The sequence below is a fragment of the Caldichromatium japonicum genome (genome assembly GCF_011290485.1).
GTDB classification, from domain to species: Bacteria; Pseudomonadota; Gammaproteobacteria; order Chromatiales; family Chromatiaceae; genus Thermochromatium; species Thermochromatium japonicum.
Genome location: NZ_CP048029.1, coordinates 790,936 through 810,939, shown reverse-complemented (window position 1 = coordinate 810,939; position 20,004 = coordinate 790,936). Strand labels below are relative to the sequence as shown.

16 protein-coding genes are annotated in these 20,004 nt (G+C 61.2%); 10 read left to right on the top strand and 6 right to left on the bottom strand.

Translation table 11 applies throughout. The features are described 5' to 3' along the window. Window positions 1-50: 50 nt before the first annotated feature. Window positions 51-650: a L,D-transpeptidase family protein gene (locus GWK36_RS03985; protein WP_166270058.1), complete on the top strand. Its 600-nt coding sequence runs from the start codon at window positions 51-53 to the stop codon at window positions 648-650. A 196-nt stretch (window positions 651-846) separates the two neighbouring features. Here GWK36_RS03985 and topA read toward each other — a convergent pair whose 3' ends face one another. The 4 genes from topA to GWK36_RS03965 are packed head-to-tail and all read right to left on the bottom strand — an operon-like array spanning window position 847 to window position 6,025. After that, entirely contained in the window at window positions 847-3,165 is a 2,319-nt protein-coding gene (gene topA, locus GWK36_RS03980) for a type I DNA topoisomerase (protein WP_166270057.1), read from the bottom strand. 34 nt (window positions 3,166-3,199) lie between these two features. Further along, a complete protein-coding gene (locus GWK36_RS03975; protein ID WP_166270056.1) occupies window positions 3,200-3,682 on the bottom strand; it encodes a Smg family protein in 483 nt (160 codons plus the stop codon). 39 nt (window positions 3,683-3,721) lie between these two features. After that, window positions 3,722-4,840, bottom strand: coding sequence for a DNA-processing protein DprA (gene dprA / locus GWK36_RS03970; RefSeq protein WP_246237662.1), 1,119 nt, complete (start codon window positions 4,838-4,840; stop codon window positions 3,722-3,724). A gap of 6 nt (window positions 4,841-4,846) precedes the next feature. Next, a complete protein-coding gene (locus GWK36_RS03965) occupies window positions 4,847-6,025 on the bottom strand; it encodes a LysM peptidoglycan-binding domain-containing protein (RefSeq protein ID WP_166270055.1) in 1,179 nt (392 codons plus the stop codon). A gap of 234 nt (window positions 6,026-6,259) precedes the next feature. On the opposite strand from GWK36_RS03965, the gene def reads away from it, so the two are divergent. From def to GWK36_RS03920, 9 genes are all read left to right on the top strand, one after another. Continuing rightward, entirely contained in the window at window positions 6,260-6,811 is a 552-nt protein-coding gene (gene def, locus GWK36_RS03960) for a peptide deformylase (RefSeq protein ID WP_166270054.1), read from the top strand. Window positions 6,812-6,837: 26 nt separating this feature from the next. After that, window positions 6,838-7,776 (top strand): methionyl-tRNA formyltransferase, encoded by a 939-nt coding sequence (gene fmt, locus GWK36_RS03955; protein ID WP_166270053.1) that lies wholly within the window; start codon window positions 6,838-6,840, stop codon window positions 7,774-7,776. Then, window positions 7,757-9,118, top strand: coding sequence for a 16S rRNA (cytosine(967)-C(5))-methyltransferase RsmB (gene rsmB / locus GWK36_RS03950; protein WP_166270052.1), 1,362 nt, complete (start codon window positions 7,757-7,759; stop codon window positions 9,116-9,118). The genes fmt and rsmB overlap by 20 nt, the downstream gene beginning before the upstream one ends. Then, on the top strand, window positions 9,115-9,684 hold the full coding sequence (locus GWK36_RS03945) for a DUF4390 domain-containing protein (protein ID WP_166270051.1): 570 nt from the start codon (window positions 9,115-9,117) through the stop codon (window positions 9,682-9,684). The genes rsmB and GWK36_RS03945 overlap by 4 nt, the downstream gene beginning before the upstream one ends. Further along, window positions 9,666-11,843 carry a sensor histidine kinase gene (locus tag GWK36_RS03940; protein ID WP_166270050.1) on the top strand — a complete coding sequence of 726 codons (2,178 nt, stop codon included), beginning with the start codon at window positions 9,666-9,668 and terminating at the stop codon, window positions 11,841-11,843. The genes GWK36_RS03945 and GWK36_RS03940 overlap by 19 nt, the downstream gene beginning before the upstream one ends. A 23-nt stretch (window positions 11,844-11,866) precedes the next feature. Next, window positions 11,867-13,231, top strand: a complete 1,365-nt coding sequence (locus GWK36_RS03935) for a sigma-54-dependent transcriptional regulator (protein ID WP_166270049.1) — start codon at window positions 11,867-11,869, stop codon at window positions 13,229-13,231. Between the two features lie 12 nt (window positions 13,232-13,243). Next, window positions 13,244-14,617, top strand: coding sequence for a Trk system potassium transporter TrkA (gene trkA / locus GWK36_RS03930; protein WP_166270048.1), 1,374 nt, complete (start codon window positions 13,244-13,246; stop codon window positions 14,615-14,617). A 118-nt stretch (window positions 14,618-14,735) separates the two neighbouring features. Beyond that, window positions 14,736-15,515, top strand: a complete 780-nt coding sequence (locus tag GWK36_RS03925) for a DUF4412 domain-containing protein (protein ID WP_166270047.1) — start codon at window positions 14,736-14,738, stop codon at window positions 15,513-15,515. 111 nt (window positions 15,516-15,626) lie between these two features. Continuing rightward, a complete protein-coding gene (locus tag GWK36_RS03920) occupies window positions 15,627-16,712 on the top strand; it encodes a TRAP transporter substrate-binding protein (protein WP_166270046.1) in 1,086 nt (361 codons plus the stop codon). Window positions 16,713-16,830: 118 nt separating this feature from the next. Here GWK36_RS03920 and GWK36_RS03915 read toward each other — a convergent pair whose 3' ends face one another. Then, window positions 16,831-18,285 carry a hybrid sensor histidine kinase/response regulator gene (locus GWK36_RS03915; RefSeq protein WP_166270045.1) on the bottom strand — a complete coding sequence of 485 codons (1,455 nt, stop codon included), beginning with the start codon at window positions 18,283-18,285 and terminating at the stop codon, window positions 16,831-16,833. Further along, window positions 18,282-19,997 carry an ATP-binding protein gene (locus GWK36_RS03910; protein ID WP_210756848.1) on the bottom strand — a complete coding sequence of 572 codons (1,716 nt, stop codon included), beginning with the start codon at window positions 19,995-19,997 and terminating at the stop codon, window positions 18,282-18,284. Before GWK36_RS03910 ends, GWK36_RS03915 begins: the two co-directional genes overlap by 4 nt. Window positions 19,998-20,004 lie beyond the last annotated feature (7 nt).

The window sequence follows — 20,004 nt, the reverse complement described above, 5'->3', positions numbered from 1 at the left end:
CGCATCTCTATCGCGGTTTTTCGACTTGCGTACAAGAGGATATGTGGACCATGTCTGTGCTAACACTGACAAGATCCCCAGCAGGCAGACTGCCTGCTGTCAGCCGCCCGGTCTTGGCGCGGTATACGCTCGCCCTGTGCCTGCTCACGGGGATATTCGGTCTCAATGGATGCAGCACAACGACTACGCCCCCTGAATCGGCCCAGCAGCCCAGCGGACCGATCGATAGGGTAGTGGTCAGAAAGTCGCAGCGCCAATTACAGCTCTTGAGCGGCGACAAGGTGGTCCGCCAATATCGGGTCTCGCTCGGCGGGGCACCTGTCGGTCATAAATATCGCGAGGGCGACCAGCGCACCCCCGAGGGCCAGTATGTCCTCAACTGGCGCAATCCGAACAGCAACTTTTACAAGGCGATCCATATCTCCTATCCCAACGCGCGCGACCGCGAGCTCAGCCGCAAGCTCGGCTATGACAACCCAGGGGGCATGATCATGATCCACGGCCTGCCCAACTATATCCAATCCGAAGGCATGCGCCGCGCCTATGCCAACCGCGATTGGACCCAGGGCTGTATCGCGGTCCAAAACCACGAGATGGATGAGATCTGGAGCCTGGTCAAGGACGGAACGCCAATCCAGATCCTGCCCTGACCCAGGCCCTTGTAGGCAGCCCGCCTGTCCTTGTTTGGCGGGGCCCGCCAGGGCAATCCACACACCGCCCGCTTTCCCCAGGCTAGCGCCTAGCCTTTTGCCAGTACCCTGGCTTGCCCCTCTCCCTGCCGCTGCTACCCAATCGCATCGGGGAGGGGCATGGGGGATCTTGGGCCTAGCCAGTGACCCTTAACTCTTATAGGGCGTCGGGTTCGGGCTGGGCGGGGGCGAGTGCATCGGCCTCCAGCGGGGCGCGATAACCGCACTCTTTGCGCGGACAGACCCGAAGGGCCCCCTGACGCTTGGTCACCTTGAGGGTCAATACCGGCCAGCCGCACTGGGGACAGGGACCAGCGATCGGCTCGTCCCAGAGCGCATAGTTGCATTTGGGATAGGTCGAGCAGGAATAAAAGACCTTACCGCGGCGCGAGCGGCGTTTCTGCAAGGTCCCCTGACTGCATTGGGGACAGGTGACACCCGTATCCTCGGGCCGTTCCAAGGGCTCGATGTAATTGCATTTGGGATAGGCGCTACAACCGATGAACTTGCCATAGCGCCCACCTTTGATCTCGAGGGCCGAGCCGCATTGCGGACAGGTGCGCCCCTCGACGACCTCCGCAGACGGGTGGTCAGCGCCTTCTGGGTCTAGGCTACGGGTATAGTCGCAGGTCGGATAATTGGAACAGCCGACGAAGCGCCCATTGCGCCCCAAGCGGATGACCAATTGCCCGCCGCATTTGGGACAGGGTTCATCGATCCGCTCTTGGGTGATCTCGCTGCGCTTGACATGGGCCTGGGTGTGATCGATCAGGTCCTTAAATGGCCGCCAGAAACGCTCCAGCAGCGGTATCCACTCGTACTCACCGCGCGAGACGGCATCCAGATCATCCTCTAGGCGGGCAGTGAAGTCATAGTCCACATAGTTGGTGAAGTATTCGGTCAGGAATCGGTTGACGATCCGCCCAACATCGGTGGGGACGAAGCGCTTTTTGTCCAAGACCACATATTCGCGTTCCTGGAGTGTCGAGATGATGGTGGCATAGGTCGAGGGCCGCCCGATCCCATATTCTTCGAGCGCCTTGACCAAGGTGGCCTCGGTATAGCGCGGTGGCGGCTCGGTGAAATGCTGTTCGGGACGGATGGCCAGGAGCTGCACGCGTTCGCCGACCTGCATCTCGGGTAACATGCGTTCCTCGTCGTCGTCGGCATCTTGCGCATCATCCCGCCCCTCGAGATAGACGCGCATGAATCCCGGGTCGGCGATCACCGAGCCGGTCGCCCGCAAGAGATTGCCCGCACCTGCGTCTAGATCCACAATCACCTGATTGATCAGCGCCGAGGCCATCTGACAGGCGAGCGTCCGTTTCCAGATCAGCTCATAAAGCCTGAATTGATCGGACGTAAGATGCTCCCTCAGGAGGGCAGGGTCGCGGAGGATCGAGGTCGGGCGGATCGCTTCATGGGCCTCCTGGGCATTCTTGGCCTTGGTCTTATATTGGCGGGGTCCCTCGGGCAAGGCGGCCTGGCCATAACGCTCGGCGATATAGTCCCTGATCTCAGCGATCGACTCTTGGGCCAGATTCACCGAATCGGTGCGCATATAGGTGATCAATCCGACCGCGCCGCTGCCGATATCCACCCCCTCATAGAGCTGCTGGGCCACGCGCATGGTGCGCTGGGCGCTGAAACCCAGCTTGCGCGCTGCCTCCTGTTGCAGGGTCGAAGTGATGAAGGGCGGCGCCGGATGGCGTTTGCGCTGCTTATGCTCGACCTGTTCGACGATCAGCCCGCCCTGGGCCGCGGTCTCGAGTGCGCTCACGACCTCGGTTGCGCGTGCTTTATGGGTGATGCTGAACTGCTCAAGCCTCTCGCCCGCAAACTGGATGAGCCGGGCGACGAATGAGCGCCCCTCTTTGGCGGCATCGGCCTCAATGGTCCAGTACTCGCGCTGGACAAAGGATTCGATCTCAGCCTCGCGCTCGCAGATGAGGCGCAGCGCTGGGCTTTGCACCCGCCCGGCCGATAGCCCCCGCCGGATCTTTTTCCAGAGGAGCGGCGAAAGATTAAAGCCGACCAGATAATCGAGGGCCCGCCGCGCCTGCTGGGCATTGACCAGGTCATAGGAGATCCCACGCGGGTGAGCGATTGCCTCTTGCACAGCGCGCTTGGTGATCTCATTGAAGACCACCCGATGCACGGGTTTGTTGCCGAGCTGATGCCGGTCTTTGAGTAGCTCATAAAGATGCCAGGAGATGGCCTCACCCTCGCGGTCGGGGTCGGTGGCAAGATATAGGGCCTTCGCCTCCTTGAGCTTCTTGGCGATGGTTTGGACATGGCGCTCGTTGCGCTCGATAACCTGGTATTTCATGGCAAAGCCGTTGTCAGGATCGACCGCCCCTTCCTTGGGGATCAGGTCGCGGACATGGCCATAAGAGGCGACGACTTCGAAATCAGGCCCGAGATATTTTTTGATGGTCTTGGCCTTGGCCGGTGATTCGACGACGACGAGATTCATGCGCTTCGGTTACTGCAGCCTGGAACTGACAGGCTCAATGGAGATAGGGCGAACAGGCGTCTTCAGTGTAGAGCATGGCCTCGAGTTGACTGAAAGCCGATTCGCGCCCAGGGCAGTTCATGAGGACAAGCAAGGCTACCCATTGGGCCTCCTCAACCAGGACACGCGGGTGATCGATGGCTAAGAGTCGATCGATGACCAGCTCGCGGCTGACAGGATCAAGGATGCCATCCTGTTCAAGGGCCAATAGCATCCCCCGTACCTCGCGATCGAGCTTAGCGCATTCGCGCTCATCATAGATCCGCATCACCCCCGCGCTAGGCGCGGTTTCAACGACCGAACCGACTACCTGGGCCAGCTCGTCGAGCCAGCGCAGGGCCTTAGCGACCTCGCCTGGGCTGAAGCCGGCCTGGGTCAGCTCATCCTCGAGGGTGCTCGGTTCAACCGGCGGTTGATCCTCGCCACCCATATAGTTTTCGTAAAGATAGATCAGGACATCGACCATGGTTTCGCTCATCGGCACTCTCGGGTAGTGGCCAAGGATCTACGGGACCGCTCAGGTGGTACGGGTATAACGTCCGCCCGGAAGGGATGATACATGACCCGCAAGCTCCATGAGCAAGAGCGCGGCGTTGATCTGCTCGACAGGCAGCCCGGTGCGCCGGGTCAGATCATCGAGGGTCACCGGATCATGGCCCATGGCGACAAGGAGTTGCGACTGCTCGGGTGACAAGCCCGATGCCATTTGGGGAGGTGGCACATCACCTATCTCTCGTTTTAGGGCTGCACGCAACCCTGGGGCGAGCTCAGCGATGAGCTCGGCAGGGTCCTCGACCAGCTCGGCACCCTCGCGGATCAGCGCATGGCAGCCGCGCGCCATGGGGTTGCGGATGGAACCGGGGATGGCAAAGACCTTGCGCCCCTGTTCAAGTGCCAGGCGCGCCGTGATGAGTGAACCGCTTTGCAAGGCCGCTTCCGTAACCAAGACCCCTAGGCTCATGCCGCTGATCAGGCGGTTGCGTCGGGGAAAATGCTTGGCCAGCGCGCCGCAGCCAGGGGGGAATTCGCTGACCAGCGCACCCTGCTTGAGGATGCGCCGCGCAAGATCGCGGTGTCTGGCCGGATAGACCCGATCCGGACCTGTCCCGAGCACCGCGATGGTTTCGCCTCTCTCAAGTGCCCCCTCGTGGGCCGCTCCGTCGATACCGATGGCCAGCCCGCTGGTGACGACTAGCCCAAATTCGGCAAGACGCCGGGCAAAGAACTGCGTGATCTCGACGCCGGCCGGGGTTGGGTTGCGGCTGCCGACGATGGCAATCTGCGGGTCGCACAAAAGCTCAACCTGCCCGCGCACATAGAGGATCTGGGGCGGATCATGGATCTGGGCCAGCAAGGTGGGATAACGCGCATCGGCCAGGGTCACCAGATGGGCATCAGGCTGATTGGCCCAGGCCAGGATTGCACTGATCAAGGCGGGGTCCGGAGCGCGGAGGGCTGCGATGGTCGCAGGCTTAAGACCCGCCTGGCCGAGCTGGGCCTGGCTTGCCGACAAAACGGCGCTCGGCGAACCAAAGGTCTCGATCAATTTCCGATAGGTACGGCAGCCGATACCAGGTACCAGGCTCAGCCTCACCCAATCCGCAAGTGGCGAGTCCTCGATCAGAGGTAGCGACACCTGGGATCAGGCCGATGGGGGGGCGATCCAGTTGCCGACCTGAAGCGCCCGCGTTGCTTCCAGGATCACGCCAAAGCTCACCCGGTCGAAGACACGAAAGACCATCAACCGACCAGCACGCTCGAAAGGAGCAATATATTCGGCCTTCTGCCGTCGATAGGCAGGATGCAACGGGAAGCCCTCATTGGCTGAAGGTTCATCAGCCCGCCAGCCCTTGAATTCATAGCTATATCCCAGCCAGAACTCGGACGAAAACGGGCTATCCATCAACCAGTTGCTGTTGGCGATCCCCGAGCGGACCTGATCACGCTCGCGCTCGCCCCCGCTGAAGACCTCGAAGACATGGCCAGGCTCGAGCCCATCCCGCGCCCCGCGGTTGAGGATGACCACGTCATAGCGCCCGATCTGGGAGACGCCATTGGTCACCGCCAGGATGCGCCCACGCAAACCGGTTGGGGCTGGACGGGGCAAGAAGTCGGCCAGCGCAGATTCGGGATCGGCAGGGATGACCCGATCACCGATCGACACCTCGCGCTCCATACGGGTCACCCGCAGCTTGGCTGGATTTCCTGGACGTTCGAGGACGGCATTGGCGATGAACTCGACATGGTAGCCCAGAAGCTCACTGCTCTCGGGGTCGCGCAAAGGGTCCCCTGGGCGTAAGACTTGAAATTGCTGCATCTCTGCGGACGGGATCTTGCGCACATAGATCGAGTCGCGCACCCCGGCAACGATATGTTCTTCAGGAAAACCAACCACATAGGATGCCTGCTTGATTGCATCCGAATCGGCTACATAGGGCTGGGTGAGAAAGGGGGCGATGTTACCGATGCGGATAACGGGGATAGGGGCCTTGAGGGTCTCGGCACGCACCTGCGGGCTAAGCCTGACGGTACGCACCCCTGCCGCCCGCCGGATCACCGGGCGACCGGCAACCTGGGCGAGCTCCAGGACATCCCCAGGATAGATGCGGTTGGGATTGTCGATACCCGGATTGGCCTGCCAGACTTCGGACCAGCGCCAAGGCTCGTTGAGGAAACGGCCGGCGATGTCCCAGAGGGTATCGCCTGGCTGGACCACGTAGCGCGACGGGGCATCTGGCGCCAGCTCCAATGCAGGTGTTGCACCTGCGAAGAGCGTCAAGACAATGCTAAAAACGGACAGGATGGCGAAACGGCTTTGCATAGAGACCCCCCTGTCGAGGTGTTCACCTCTACAATCAGTGTGGCTCATCCCTTGCTGGCGCAATGGGATCGGTAGGATGCCACGCGACGTGCAGACCGGTTGAAAACCGCTCCCAGCGATCGCGCCGCCTTTCAATGTCAGGACTCAAACCCTATTTTCGGGATATAGTATTCTGCAATCAATGGTAGCGCACCGCGCTGACTTTCGACCACCCAATTTCCACGGCAAATCTCTATGGCCCTACGCGAGATCCTCACCTTCCCCGATCCACGGCTGCGCAAGAAGGCCCAGCCGGTCAAACAAGTCGATGATGGCATCCGCCGCCTGGTCGATGATATGCTCGAGACCATGTACGCGGCCCCAGGTATTGGATTGGCGGCCACCCAGATCGATGTCCAACTTCAGGTAGTCGTCATCGATGTCTCCGAAACACATGATCAGCCGCTGTGTCTGATCAATCCGCGGATACTGGCGCGTGAAGGGACGACCCAGCGCGAGGAGGGTTGTCTGTCCGTTCCGGGATTCTACGAACCTGTTGCCCGCGCCGAGCGGGTAACCGTCGAGGCCCTCGATCGCGAGGGCCAGACTTTTAGGTTCGAAGCGGATGGATTACTCGCCATTTGTATCCAGCATGAACTGGATCATCTCGACGGCAAGCTGTTTGTCGATCACATCTCGCTCCTTAAGCGTCAGCGCATCCGCCATAAGCTTGAAAAACAGCGCAAGGAGCGTCAGGCGTCTGCCCTCGCCCAGGCGAGCGCCGCTCAGCGCCGTCAGGCCATCTAGGGCTCAAACCCCTGAGACCCCTCAGGATGCGACCGCTGCGCGTACTCTTTGCTGGGACGCCGGAGTTTGCCGTACCTGCGCTCCAGGCCCTGCTGGATGCGGGTCAGGCGGTGATCGGCGTCTATACCCAGCCAGACCGACCTGCAGGCCGCGGCCAGTATCTTCAGATGAGCCCGGTCAAGGCCCTAGCGCTCTCGTATGGACTGCCGCTCTATCAGCCTGCGAGCCTCAAGCGCGACCCCGAGGCCGTTGCCCAGCTCGTTGGGCTGGGAGCGGACCTGTTCGTGGTCGCCGCCTATGGCCTGTTATTGCCTAAGGCGGTCCTGGATGCTCCCACGCTGGGGTGCATCAATGTCCATGCCTCGCTGCTCCCGCGCTGGCGAGGTGCGGCCCCGATCCAACGCGCCATCCTCGCCGGCGATACCCAGACGGGGGTCTCGATCATGCGCATGGAAGAGGGGCTGGATACCGGTCCGGTCTATCACCGCATCACCACCCCGATCGCGCCGGATGAGACCGGCCAAACGCTCCATGACCGGCTGGCGGCGCTCGGCGCCCAGGCATTGCTCGAGGCTCTGCCAAGGATCGCCGACGGCTCGCTGGTTCCCGAGCCCCAGGATGAGGCGCAGACCACCTATGCCCCCAAGCTCAGCAAGGACGAGGCGCGCATCGATTGGCGCTCTCCTGCTGATCTTATCGAGCGTCAGATCCGCGCCTTTAATCCCTGGCCGATCGCTTATACGACCTTGGAGGCAGCACCCATCCGACTATGGGCGGCCCAGGCCGAGGACGGACCCGAGGGGGCATGCCCCGGCGCCATCTTGCAAGCCGACCGTGCAGGGATTTGTGTTGCCACAGGGGCTGGGATCTTGCGCATCACCCGCCTTCAGCCTGCCGGCAAACGACCCATGAGCGCCGCCGAGTATCTTAACGCGCGGCGACTGGATGGCGCGCGTTTTGACTAAGAGCCGGCAGAGCATCGAAGTTGCTCGCAAGACCCCGGGCGCTGCGTCACGCGCAGCGGCAGCGCGTCTGCTGCGCGACGTGCGCACGGGCAGGCGGTCGCTCGGAGGTCTTTTGTCCGGGGATCCAACCGGTCAATCCGATGCCGATCGCGCGTTGCTCCAGGAATTGGTCTATGGCTCACTGCGCCATCTGGTGCCCTTAACCTGTATCGCCGACCGGCTGCTCGATCGCCCGCTCAAGGAGCGCGACGCCGAGCTCTATGACCTCATCCTGATAGGGCTCTATCAGCTCGCCTTCAGCCAGATCCCACCCCATGCCGTGGTCTCGGCCACGGTCGAGGCGGCGCGTACGATCGGCAAGCCGCATCTCGCTGGCCTGGTCAATGCCCTGCTGCGTCGCTTCTTGCGCGAGCAGGCAGACCTGCTTGCCTGGGTCATGCGCCAGCCCGAGGCCCGCTGGCCCTATCCCGCTTGGCTGATCGAGCACCTGCGCACCGATTGGCCGGATGATTGGGAGGCAATCGTCCAGGCCAGCCAGGGGAGAGCACCGATGGCAGTGCGCGTCAATCCCCTGAGGTGCTCACGGGCGGACTATCTCGATACCCTAGCGGCGGCAGGGATCGCAGCCAGACCCATCGCGGAACTTCCGACCGGCATCCTGCTCGATCAGCCCCACCTCATGCGCGAGCTGCCAGGATGGGAGAGGGGCTGGGTCTCGGTCCAAGACAGCGGGGCCCAGCTTGCTGCCCTGCTGCTCGCTGCCCCAGCCGGCGCACGGGTGCTCGATGCCTGCGCCGCGCCTGGCGGCAAGACCGCGGCCATCCTGGAGCAGGCGCGCGGTGAGCTGGAGCTCATCGCCATGGATCATGATCCCGCGCGTCTTGAGACCGCCGAGCGGCTGCTCAAGCGCCTGGGACTCAAGGCCCAGCTCTTGGTCGCCGATGCCGCCGATCCACAAGGGAGCTGGACGGAGAGACCTTTCGACCGCATCCTACTCGATGTCCCCTGCTCGGCGACCGGGGTGATGCGCCGTCATCCCGATATCCCCTGGCTGCGCCGGCCTAAGGACATCCCTGCCCTGGTTGCGACCCAAGCAAGGATGCTGGAGGCCATCTGGCCGTTGCTGCGCCCCGGTGGACGCCTGTTATATGCCACCTGCTCGCTCTTCGCCCAGGAGAACGAGGTGCAGGTCGCTGACTTTGTGGGGCGCCACCCCGAGGCGCAGGTCCTGTTGCTTTGCCACCCCTGGGGGCGTCCCCGCCCACCGGGTTTGCAACTCCTGCCCAGGCCGGGCGGACATGATGGTTTTTTCTACGCGCTCATCGCGAAGGCCGCCTCATGAGCCCACGCATGCTTTTGAGCGTCGCCTTGCTTTTGGCCTCGGCCCTATCAGCCTATCCGCTCGGCGCAGCCCAGGCCACCGGCTTCAGCATCCAGCAGGTCGAGCTCCATGAGCAGGCAGGGCAGATCCTGCTCAATGCGCGCACAACACTGGCATTCAGTCCGGTCGCTTTGGAGGCGCTGGATCATGGTGTCCCCCTGACCCTGGTCTTCCATGCCCAGCTGAGGCGCGTTGGGTCCTGGATCTGGGAGGATAGTCTGCTCGACGACCAGTGGCGTTGCATCATCCGCTATCGCCCCTTATCCGAGCGTTACGAGGTCTATCGTCTGCCTGGCCACCAGCGTCAGGAGTTTGTGACCCGCGATACCGCGATCCGCGCCCTGAGCGAATTGACCGACCAGCTGCTCATCGCCCGCGACCGGCTCGACCCCAAATCAGACTACGAGCTGCGCTTGAAGGTCTCTCTGGACATCGAAGAGCTGCCGCTGCCGCTACGCCCCACGGCCTATCTGCGCCCGTCCTGGAAACTGTCGAGCGGTTGGACCACGTGGCCGGTAAAACCCTAAGCTGGCGACCCGTCCTAGGCGTTCTTCCGGTCGCCCTCCTGATCCTCGGACTCTTCGTAGTGCTCGTCTTGATGCGCGATGCCGTGGAGAATTCCGAGGCCTTAAGCCGCGCCTTTGTCCCGCTGCTCGCCATAGTGCTCGCCGGGCTTGCGGTCTTGGCGGTGCTGGTGGTCGTCAATCTCGTCAAGCTGATTCGCCGTTACCGGCGTCAGGCTGCAGGCTCGCGCTTGACTGCGCGTCTGGTCTTGTTGTTTACCCTGATCGCTCTCCTACCTGTCGGCACGGTGTATTACTTTTCGCTCGGCTTTCTCTTGCGCGGGATCGATAGCTGGTTCGACGTCGAGATCGGGCGCGCCATGCAAGATGCCCTCGAGCTCAATCAAGCCTCGCTTGATCTCAATCAACGTCTCTTGGTCAAGATCACCGAGCAGCTTTTGGCGGGGATCGAAGACCGCTCGGCCACGGCGATCGCCTTGAGTCTGAATAGCCTGCGTCGGCGCGCCGGGGCGATTGAACTCACCGTCTATGATGCCAACGGACGGGTCCTGGGGACGGCCAACGAGGACCCGACCCAGTTGGTCCCCGCTGCGCCGGATCGCGACATCCATCAGAGCGTGCGGGCCGGTGTCAATTATGTCGGCTTGGAGACGGGCCCGGGCAATGAGCTGGTGGTACGTACCCTGGTCCAGGATCCTAGTGGCCGACCTTTGTTGATGCAGGCGCTGTTTCCCACCTCGGCCCGGATCAGCACCCTGAGCAATCGCTTGGAAAACGCCTATAACCGCTATACGGAATTGGCCTATCTGCGTCGGTCGCTGAAACTCAGCTTCTCACTTACCCTGTCATTGGTTTTGGCGTTTGGGGTGATGGCTGCACTGATCGCCGCCTTTCACACCGCCCGGCGCCTGGTGGCGCCGATCGCCGATATCGCCCGCGCCACCCGCCTGATCTCAGAGGGCAACTATGACCAACGGATCCCCCTGCCCCGCCATGACGATGAGCTCAGTTTCCTAGTGACCTCGTTCAATGCCATGGCCCGGCGCATCGCCCAGGCGCGCGATGCCGCGGCGCGCAGCAAGCATGAGGTTGAGACCCAGCGCAATTATCTCGAGACCATCCTGGGGCGTCTGTCCTCCGGGGTGATTGCCTTCGACGAGCACCAATATCTGGCCATGGTCAATCCAGCAGCGCGGGCGATCCTGGGATTGACAGAGAACTTGGATCAGGCGTCTAGCGGACTTGACGACCTGGAAGGCGCTGCCCCCTGGCTCGTGCCCTGGATTGAGGCCGTGCGCCGTCATCTCAACGATCCGCGCCCCTGGCGGACCGAGGTCAAGCTCCAGCGCGATGAGACCAGCCAGACCCTGTTGTGCCGTGGCAGTCCCCTACCCCTTCCAGACAGCAATCAGCGGGGGCATGTAGTGGTCTTCGACGATATCACCTCCCTCATTGTGGCCCAACGTCATGCTGCCTGGGCCGAGGTGGCGCGCCGTCTCGCCCATGAGATCAAAAACCCGTTGACTCCGATCCAGCTCTCGGCAGAGCGCCTGCGGCACAAGCTGCTCGCCAAGGCCGCAGAGCAGGATGCTCAGATCATCGACCGTGCGACCTCAACCATCATCCAGCAGGTCGAGGCGCTCAAGGCGATGGTCAACGACTTCTCGGACTATGCCAAGAGCGCGCACATCCGAACCGAGCCCTTTGTGTTTGACGAGCTCGCGCGCGAGGTCTTGGATCTTTATCGCAGCGCCGGCATGACCATGCTCGAGATCGCGCTCGGTGCTCCGGAAGTGCGGATTAAAGGGGACCCGTTGCGCCTCAGACAGGTCATCCATAATTTGATCAAGAACGCCGCCGAGGCGCTCGAAGGGCGCCCTAATGGGCGGATCAGAGTCAGCACCGAACCGATCGAGTTGGACGATGCCCACTATCTCCAGTGTCTTATCAGCGATAATGGACCGGGCTTCGACCCGCACATCCTGGAGCGGGCGTTCGAGCCCTATGTCACGACCAAGACCAAAGGGACAGGCCTGGGATTGGCGATCGTCAAGAAGATCATCGAGGAACATGGCGGTATGATCGCCGTCGAGAATACCGAATCGGGGGCCCTGATCAGGGTCCGTATTCCCATCTGGCAACTGACCGCTCCTGCGGTCTAGGGTCAAGAGCTTGAGAGAGCACCATGAGCGCAACCCATATCCTGGTCGTCGACGACGAACCCGATATCCGCGGCCTGGTCAAGGAGATCCTGGAGGATGAGGGCTATACCGTGGCTATGGCCGAGAACAGCGAGGCCGCGCGTCACGCCCTGCGCGACCGGCGCCCCGACCTGATCCTGCTCGATATCTGGATGCCCGACATCGATGGGATCTCTTTGCTCAAAGAGTGGTCCGACGACGAGCTGCCTTGTCCGGTGATCATGATGTCGGGTCATGGCACGATCGAGACCGCGGTCGAGGCCACGCGACTGGGGGCTTATGACTTTCTCGAAAAGCCCTTATCGATGGCCAAACTGCTGCTGACCGTGGAACGCGCCCTAGAGGCTAGCAAGCTTCAGCAGGAAAATATCGGGCTTAGGCGGCGCAGCCCCCAGGTCCATGAGCCGGTCGGACGCAGTGCCGTCATCCAGCGTCTGCGCGAACAGGTCAAACGCATCGCCCAACACGACACCTGGGTCCTGATCACTGGGGAACCCGGCAGCGGGCGCGAGACCTTTGCCCGCTATCTCCATTCCCAGAGCGCAAGGCGCGATCGTCCATTCATCGATCTTTGCGTTTCAGCGCTTGCTACCGACAATGCGGCCAGCGAGTTGTTTGGCGTCGAGGAGCAGGACCATATCCATTATGGCAGCCTAGAGAAGGCCGCCGGCGGCACCCTGATGCTCGATGAGGTCGCCGATATGGATTGGGAGGCCCAGTCCAAGCTCTTGGGCGCGCTCGACAGCGGCTATTTCTTGCGTGTCAGCGGGCGCGAGCCGGTGCGCATCGATGTGCGGATCATCGCCATCACCCAGCGCAACCTCGAGGAAGAGGTCAAGGCCGGGCGCTTTCGCGAAGACCTCTTTTATCACCTCAATGTCGTGCCCCTGCGCATCCCTCCGCTGCATGAACACCCCGAGGATGTCCCAGACCTCTTAAACTTCTATCTCGATTATTTCGCCACCCATGAAAAGCTCCCCTACCGGCGTTTTAGCGTTGGTGCCCAGAACTTCCTGCGCAACTATCACTGGCCAGGCAATGTGCGCGAGCTGAAAAACCTGGTCCAGCGTCTCTTGATCCTGGGCGCCGGCGACGAGATCAGCCAATGCGAGGTCGAGCTCGCACTTGGCGCTCCCCCGCCCTTCCAGCAGCAAACCATCGAGACGCTGGTGTCATTCGATCAGCCCCTGCGTCAGGCGCGCGAGCAGTTTGAAAAGGCCTATCTGGATTATCAGCTTGAAAAACATCAAGGGAATGTCAGCAAGATGGCCAAGGAGGCAGGGATGGAGCGGACCCATCTCTACCGCAAGCTGCGCTCGCTGGGGATCGAGATCAAGGAACGCCGCTGAGGGGCCGGATGCATGAAGATCATCATCCTGGGAGCTGGACAGGTCGGTTCATCGGTGGCGGCCAATCTGGTTAGCGAGGCCAACGACATCACCGTCGTGGATCAAGATGCCGACCTGTTGCGCGATCTCCAGGATCGATTCGATCTGCGCACGGTGCAAGGACATGGGGCCCATCCCGACATCCTGCTGCGGGCCGGCGCCGAGGATGCGGATATGATCATCGCGGTCACCAATAGCGACGAGACCAATATGGTTGCCTGCCAGGTGGCCCATACCCTGTTTCATACCCCAACCAAGATCGCCCGCGTCCGCGCCCAAAGCTTTCTCGATCAGCCCAAGCTGTTCAGCAACGAGGCCTTGCCGATCGATGTGGCGATCAGCCCCGAGGGCCTGGTCACCGACTACATCCTGCGCCTCATCGAAAATCCGGGCACACTCCAGGTCCTGGATTTCGCCGGCGGACGCATTCGCCTGGTCGCGGTTCGAGCACTGGAAGGTGGACCCTTGGTCGGTCAGAAGCTACGCACTCTGCACGAGCACATGCCGGGGGTCAAGGCGCGGGTAGCGGCCATCTATCGCCATGACCACGCCATCCAGCCCGAAGGTGAGACGCGGATCGAGGTCGGGGACGAGGTCTTCTTCCTAGCCGCACCTGACCACATTCGTGCGGTGATGAGCGAGCTGCGCCGGCTCGATTCCTCATACCGGCGGATCATCATCGCTGGTGGCGGTAACATCGGCGCCCGGCTGGCCAAGGCGTTAGAGTCCAATTTCCGGGTCAAGGTCATCGAGCAGGATCTCAGGCGCTGCAAACAGATCGCCGAGGAGTTCGAGCACACCATCGTCTTGCACGGCGACGCTGCCGATAAGGATCTACTGCTTGAGGAAAATATCGAAAATACCGATGTCTTTTGCGCAGTGACCAACGACGATGAGGACAACATCATCTCGGCGATGCTGGCCAAACGCCTAGGGGCGCACAAGGTGATGGCGCTCATCAATCGCCCTGCCTATGTGGACCTGGTCCAATCGGGGACAATCGACGTCGCCATCTCGCCGCAGCAGGTCACCATCGGTAGCCTATTGAAACATGTCCGGCGCGGCGATGTGGTCATGGTGCATTCATTGCGCCGCGGCGCCGCCGAGGCCATCGAGGCCATCGCCCACGGCGACCCCAGCTCGAGCAAGGTCGTCGGACGGCGCATCGCCGACCTCAAACTACCCAAAGGGGCGATCGTCGGCGCCCTGGTGCGCGGCAATGAGGTCTTGATCGCCCACAATGATACCGTCATCGAATCCGAAGACCATGTCATCCTGTTTCTCCAGGACAAGCGCCGTATCCATGAGGTCGAACGCCTATTTCAGGTGGGAGTGACCTTTTTGTAGAGACATCTTGGTCATGGTATCCGCTACCATGATCCTGGAGATGTCGGATACGCGATGCGTATCCATCTATCGCAGACGGAATACCCGCATCAATCAACGCAGATAACGAGAAATATCTATGCAATCCCGCCTTTACTCGTTCCCCTTCATCCATTTGCTCGCACTGTTGGCCATCCTCTCCTCACCCTGGACCTTCGCCGATGAGGAGGGCATCCTGATCGAGACCCTCAATCGCCAGTCGGGTCTTACTGGCGAGGCGCCAAGCGAGGAGGCCAGTCAGACCCTGGTTGCCTATGGCAAGATGAAGATCGCGAGCACCGATCCCCAAGGGACCGACATGATCATCGACCCATCCAGCGGCGACCTGACCTTTTTGAACCATGCGACCAAGGAGTATTACCGGCTCAACGCCAGGGCGATACTTGCCGGCATCTCCCAACCTGGGGTGGAACAGATGCGCGCCCTGCTCGAACAGACGCGCATTACGGTCGAACCGACCGATGAAACCCGTCAGATCAATGGCTTTCATTGCCGCAAATATCGGGTCTCCAAGACAGGTCTAATGGATATCGAACAAGAGGTCTGGGCGACAGAGGAGATCCAGCTCGACCTGGATCGTTACAACGACCTGATGCGACTCTCCGGACCCGAGGGGCTGCTCGGGGATTCCGAGGCTGCACGCGCCCAACGCGCCGAGATGCAGAAGATCAAGGGCTATCCGATCCTGACCATCTCCAAGGTCCAGATGATGGGCACCGAGATGGAGACCCAGACCGAGGTCCGCGCCATTCGCAAAGAATCCATGTCCAAAGCCCTGTTTGAGATCCCTGCTGATTATAAGGAAAGGTCGATGGGTGATGAGGGCGAAGATATGGTTCCCTCCGGCGCAAAACAGTAGGGTACGCAGTCCAGACCTACTGGCGCGCAACGCCCAGCCAGATTTTTTTCGAGGTCCACTGTAGACCGTTTCACCCTGGTTGCGACTGAACCCAATCGACGAGGAGGACCGATGCAGCGACGTGATTTTTTAAAAACCGCAGGCATAGGCGCGCTTGCTGCCGGCGCCGCATTGCCGGCACGCGCCGAAGGGCCGGTGATCAAATGGCGCCTGGCCTCGAGTTTCCCCAAGAGTCTGGATACCATCTATGGCGGTGGCGAAACGCTTGCCAAACGGGTCGCGGAGCTCACCGACGGGCGCTTCGAGATCCGGGTCTTTGCCGGCGGCGAGCTGGTCCCGGCCTTCGGGGTATTGGATGCCGTACAGCAAGGGACGGTCGAATGCGGTCACACGGCGTCTTATTATTACTATGGCAAGAACAAGGCGCTGGCGCTTGAGACCACCCTGCCCTTTGGCCTCAATACTCGGCAATTGACCGCCTGGGTGCTGGCCGATGAGGGGATGCGCCTGCTGCGCGAGCTCTTTGCCGAATACAACATCATCAACTTCCCTGGCGGCAGCACCGGCGCCCAGATGGGCGGCTGGTATCGGCGCGAGATCCATTCGCTTGAAGACTTAAAGGGCCTCAAGATCCGCATCCCAGGGTTCGGCGCCGAGATCTTCTCGCGCTTGGGGGCGGTCCCCCAATCATTGCCTGGCGGTGAGATCTATCCGGCCTTGGAGCGCGGGACCATCGATGCCGCCGAATGGACTGTGCCCTATGACGATGAAAAGCTCGGCTTTCACAAGGTCGCCAAGTATTACTACTATCCAGGCTGGTGGGAGACGGGCACGCATCTCGTCTTTTATGTCAACAAAGACCGCTGGGCAGAGCTGCCGCCGAGCTATCAGGCCGCCTTCGAGGTCGCGGCACGCGATGCGCATCTCAGCATGCTTGCGCTCTATGACGCCAAAAACCCGTCCGCGCTCCAGCGTTTAATCGCCGAGGGAGCAGAATTTCGGCGCTTTCCCGATGATGTGCTGCTCAAGGCCTATGAGGCCGCACACGCCTTCTATGCCGAAGAATCGGCGAGAAACCCGGCCTTCAAGCAGCTCTATGAATCCATGATGTCCTTCCAGGAACGCGCCGACCTCTGGTGGGGGGTCTCTGAGCTTCCCATGGCCAATCTGAGACAGGCATTAAGGCGTAAACGGTGATTGGGAGGCTTAGGGGGTACGGGGGGCCTACCCTCCCTCTCCAGGCTGGGATCGACTGGGAGCGGGCCCGGCGGGACCCTGCGCAGAGCGGTTTGTAGGCAATATCAGGCGTGGCCATTTAGGATGCATCGCCCTGGGCGCGCAATACAGCCAAGGCGGTCTCGAAGTCATAGTTCGTCAACGCCGCACGAAAGACCTCTTCCCGCCCCTTGAGCGCTGGCTCATAGAGACTCGGTGCATCGAAATAGAGGGTATGGGCGGTGACATCGTTTTGCTCGAGGAGATGCGCCAGGTCTTCGACCGCTTGGCGCAGCGCCTCGCCTTCCAAAACGGGGGAGGCCTGGGGTACGGCCGTAGTCTCGGACGTTGGCGCAGTACCGAGGGGCAGACGCAGCTCGAACCAAAAGGTACTGCCTTGCCCAAGCTCGCTCTCCACCCCCATCTCGCCGCCCATGAGCTTGATGAGACGCCTGGCCAGGGCCAAACCCAACCCGACCCCTTCATACCTACGGTTGAGCGAACCATCGCCTTGCTGAAAGGGCTCAAACAGACGGCCCTGGATCTCAGGAACAAGGCCGGTCCCCTGATCCACCACGACGAAACGGATGCGCACTGCATGCGGGCGTCGCTCCCAAAGGCCGACCTTGAGTTGGATCCGCCCCTTTTCCGAAAACTTGACGGCATTGCTGAGCAAGGCATCCAGGACCTGTTCGAGATGCAAGTCATCGCCGCGCACCCACAGGGGAGGCTCAAAGGCCAGCATCTGTTCGAGCGCCAGGCCCTTGGCGGCAGCTCTTGCTGCAAAGCGTTCCATGACCCGGCTGCATAGGGCAGCGACCTCAAAATCGGTCTCTTTGATCTCCAGACGCTCGGACTCGGCCCGGCTTAGGGTGAGTAGATTATTGATCAGCTGATGCAAACGCTGGGCAGCGCGTTCCAGGGCATCGATCTGCGCTCGGGCGTGTTCGTCCTGCGCCCCCTGTTTGGCAAGATAGGCCAGACCGAGGATCTGGTGCAGTGGTGTCAAGAACTCATGCCCGATGGTGGTTAGAAACACGCTCTTGGCGCGGTTGGCGCTTTCGGCTTCATCGCGCGCCTGGGCAAGCTCGCGCACCCGCGCCGAGATCAGGTCTTCGAGATGATCGCGATGGCGCGCGAGCTCCTCGTTGGCAGCGCGTAGTGCCTGCTCACGGCGCTTGAGCTCGAGGTGTAAGGCAATGCGCGCGCACAGGATCGCCCTGTTGACCGGTTTATGGACAAAATCGACCCCGCCGGCGGCCAACGCTCGCATCTCGCTTTCGACATCGGTGCGTGCAGTGACGAAGATCACCGGGATCTCGCGCGTTGCTGGATCGGACTTCAAGACGGCGCAGACCGCATAGCCATCTAGCTCAGGCATCATGACATCGAGGAGAATCAGATCGGGATTGCCGAACCGCTTGATCAGCTCCAATGCCTGCCGCCCCGACAGGGCAAAACTGGTGTCATAGCTATCCTCGAGCATCCCGAGCAGGATCTCGACATTGGTCAGGGTGTCATCGACGACCAGGATACGCGCTTGTTCTTCAATCATGACAAGGTCCAGCCCCGGTCTTTTGCCAAATGCTGCAACGCCTGGAGCGCAGTCTCGAAATCGAGCCGCTGGATCATGCGGGCAATGGGGGCATAGTTGTCTTGCAAAGAGGTGCCATGTACGGATTGCTCGATCTCGGCGCTGACGACCCTTGCCCGGCTGAGGTGCTGATCGAGCAGACAGGCCAGGGTCTTAAGGCGTATCTGGATCGCATCCGGATCAAGCGGCTGGACCGAAGTGCCGCGGACATCGGACTCATCCGCTAGAACTGCCTGACTGACCTCAGCGACTGGATAGGAAGCAGTCCCCGGGAGCCCGAGCGGGATCTCGAACCAAAAGACACTCCCCTGACCTACCTGACTCTCAACCCCCATCTGACCGCCCATGAGCTCGACCACATGCCGGCTGATAGCCAAACCCAGTCCCGCCTCAGTAGGGATCGGATTGGCGAGTGGGTCGGCTTGTGGACGACTGGCCCAGAGCTGTGCCTGCTGTTCAGGGCTCAGCCCCCTGCCCGTATCGCTCACCGTAAAACGGAGCCAGCAGACAGAGCGGATGCCTGGTTGCTCAGTTGACGTCGATAGCATCGTGCTGCCATCTCCCAGCGCAGGTAACAGCCTACGAGTACCCATCTCAGGGGCAGGATTGGCCGTCATCGCGTTCCATCGCTCGATCCAGACCCGTACTCCGCCCCGTTCGGTGAACTTTAAGGCATTATCAACCAGATGATTGAGCACCTGCTGGATGCGCAAGGGATCACCGACCAATAGGTCCGGGATACGCGGATCGACTAAGCACTCGAACCTTAACCCCTTGTCATCAGCAATGGGGGAGAACAGTCGTCGCGTATTAGTCAAGAGGTCCTCGATGCTAAGGGCGATCGCTTCGAGTTTGGGTTTGCCCTCCGCAAGCCGCGCTTCATCCAGGATCTCGTTGATCATGTTGGCAAGCGCCTCGGCGGCGGCATTGATCTTGGCCAGATAGTCCTCCTGCCGGGAGCTCAAAGGTTCCCGACTTTCGAGCAACAGGCGCGATAGGCCCATGAGCGCATTCAACGGGGTACGCAGTTCATGGCCGATATTGGCGAGAAAGGCGCTCTTGGCTGAATTTGCCTGCTCGGCGAGCAGCTTGGCTTGTTCCAACTCGGCTGAGAGTGTCTTAAGCCCCTCCTCGGCGCTGCGGTCGATGAATACGACCAGGATGTCGCCGTCACCGTCGTCCTGGCTCAGCAGCGGCATGAGGTGCACGTCATAGCAGGCGACACCGCCGTCGGCCTTGAGATGCATTGATTCCAGGTGAGACGGCAAGATGGATTCATCCAGGGTGCGCAGGCGCATAGACACACGGTCGGCATCCGCCGGCATGAAAAAACGCGCGAAAGCCCCGTGACGCAAGGAGACCTGGGTGCTCAAACCCAAGGCCAGGCACGCTTGATTGTTGGCCTCTACGACGAACCCCGTGCCATCGATCACCAACGCCGGCACTGGCAGATCATTGAATAGCCGCCGATAGCGTTCCTTGGCCTGGGCGAGCTGATCCTGGGCCTGATTGAGCTCCTCGTTCTGGAGTTCGAGCTCGGCCTGATAGATCCGCAATTCCTCGATGAGATGGGCAAGCTCGAGCGATCTGGGCTCATCTAGATCCGCAGACAGAATAGACTGACCCTCGGCGATGGCGCGCTCAGCACGAACGCGCAGCTCGGTAAGGTTCATTGCCCGA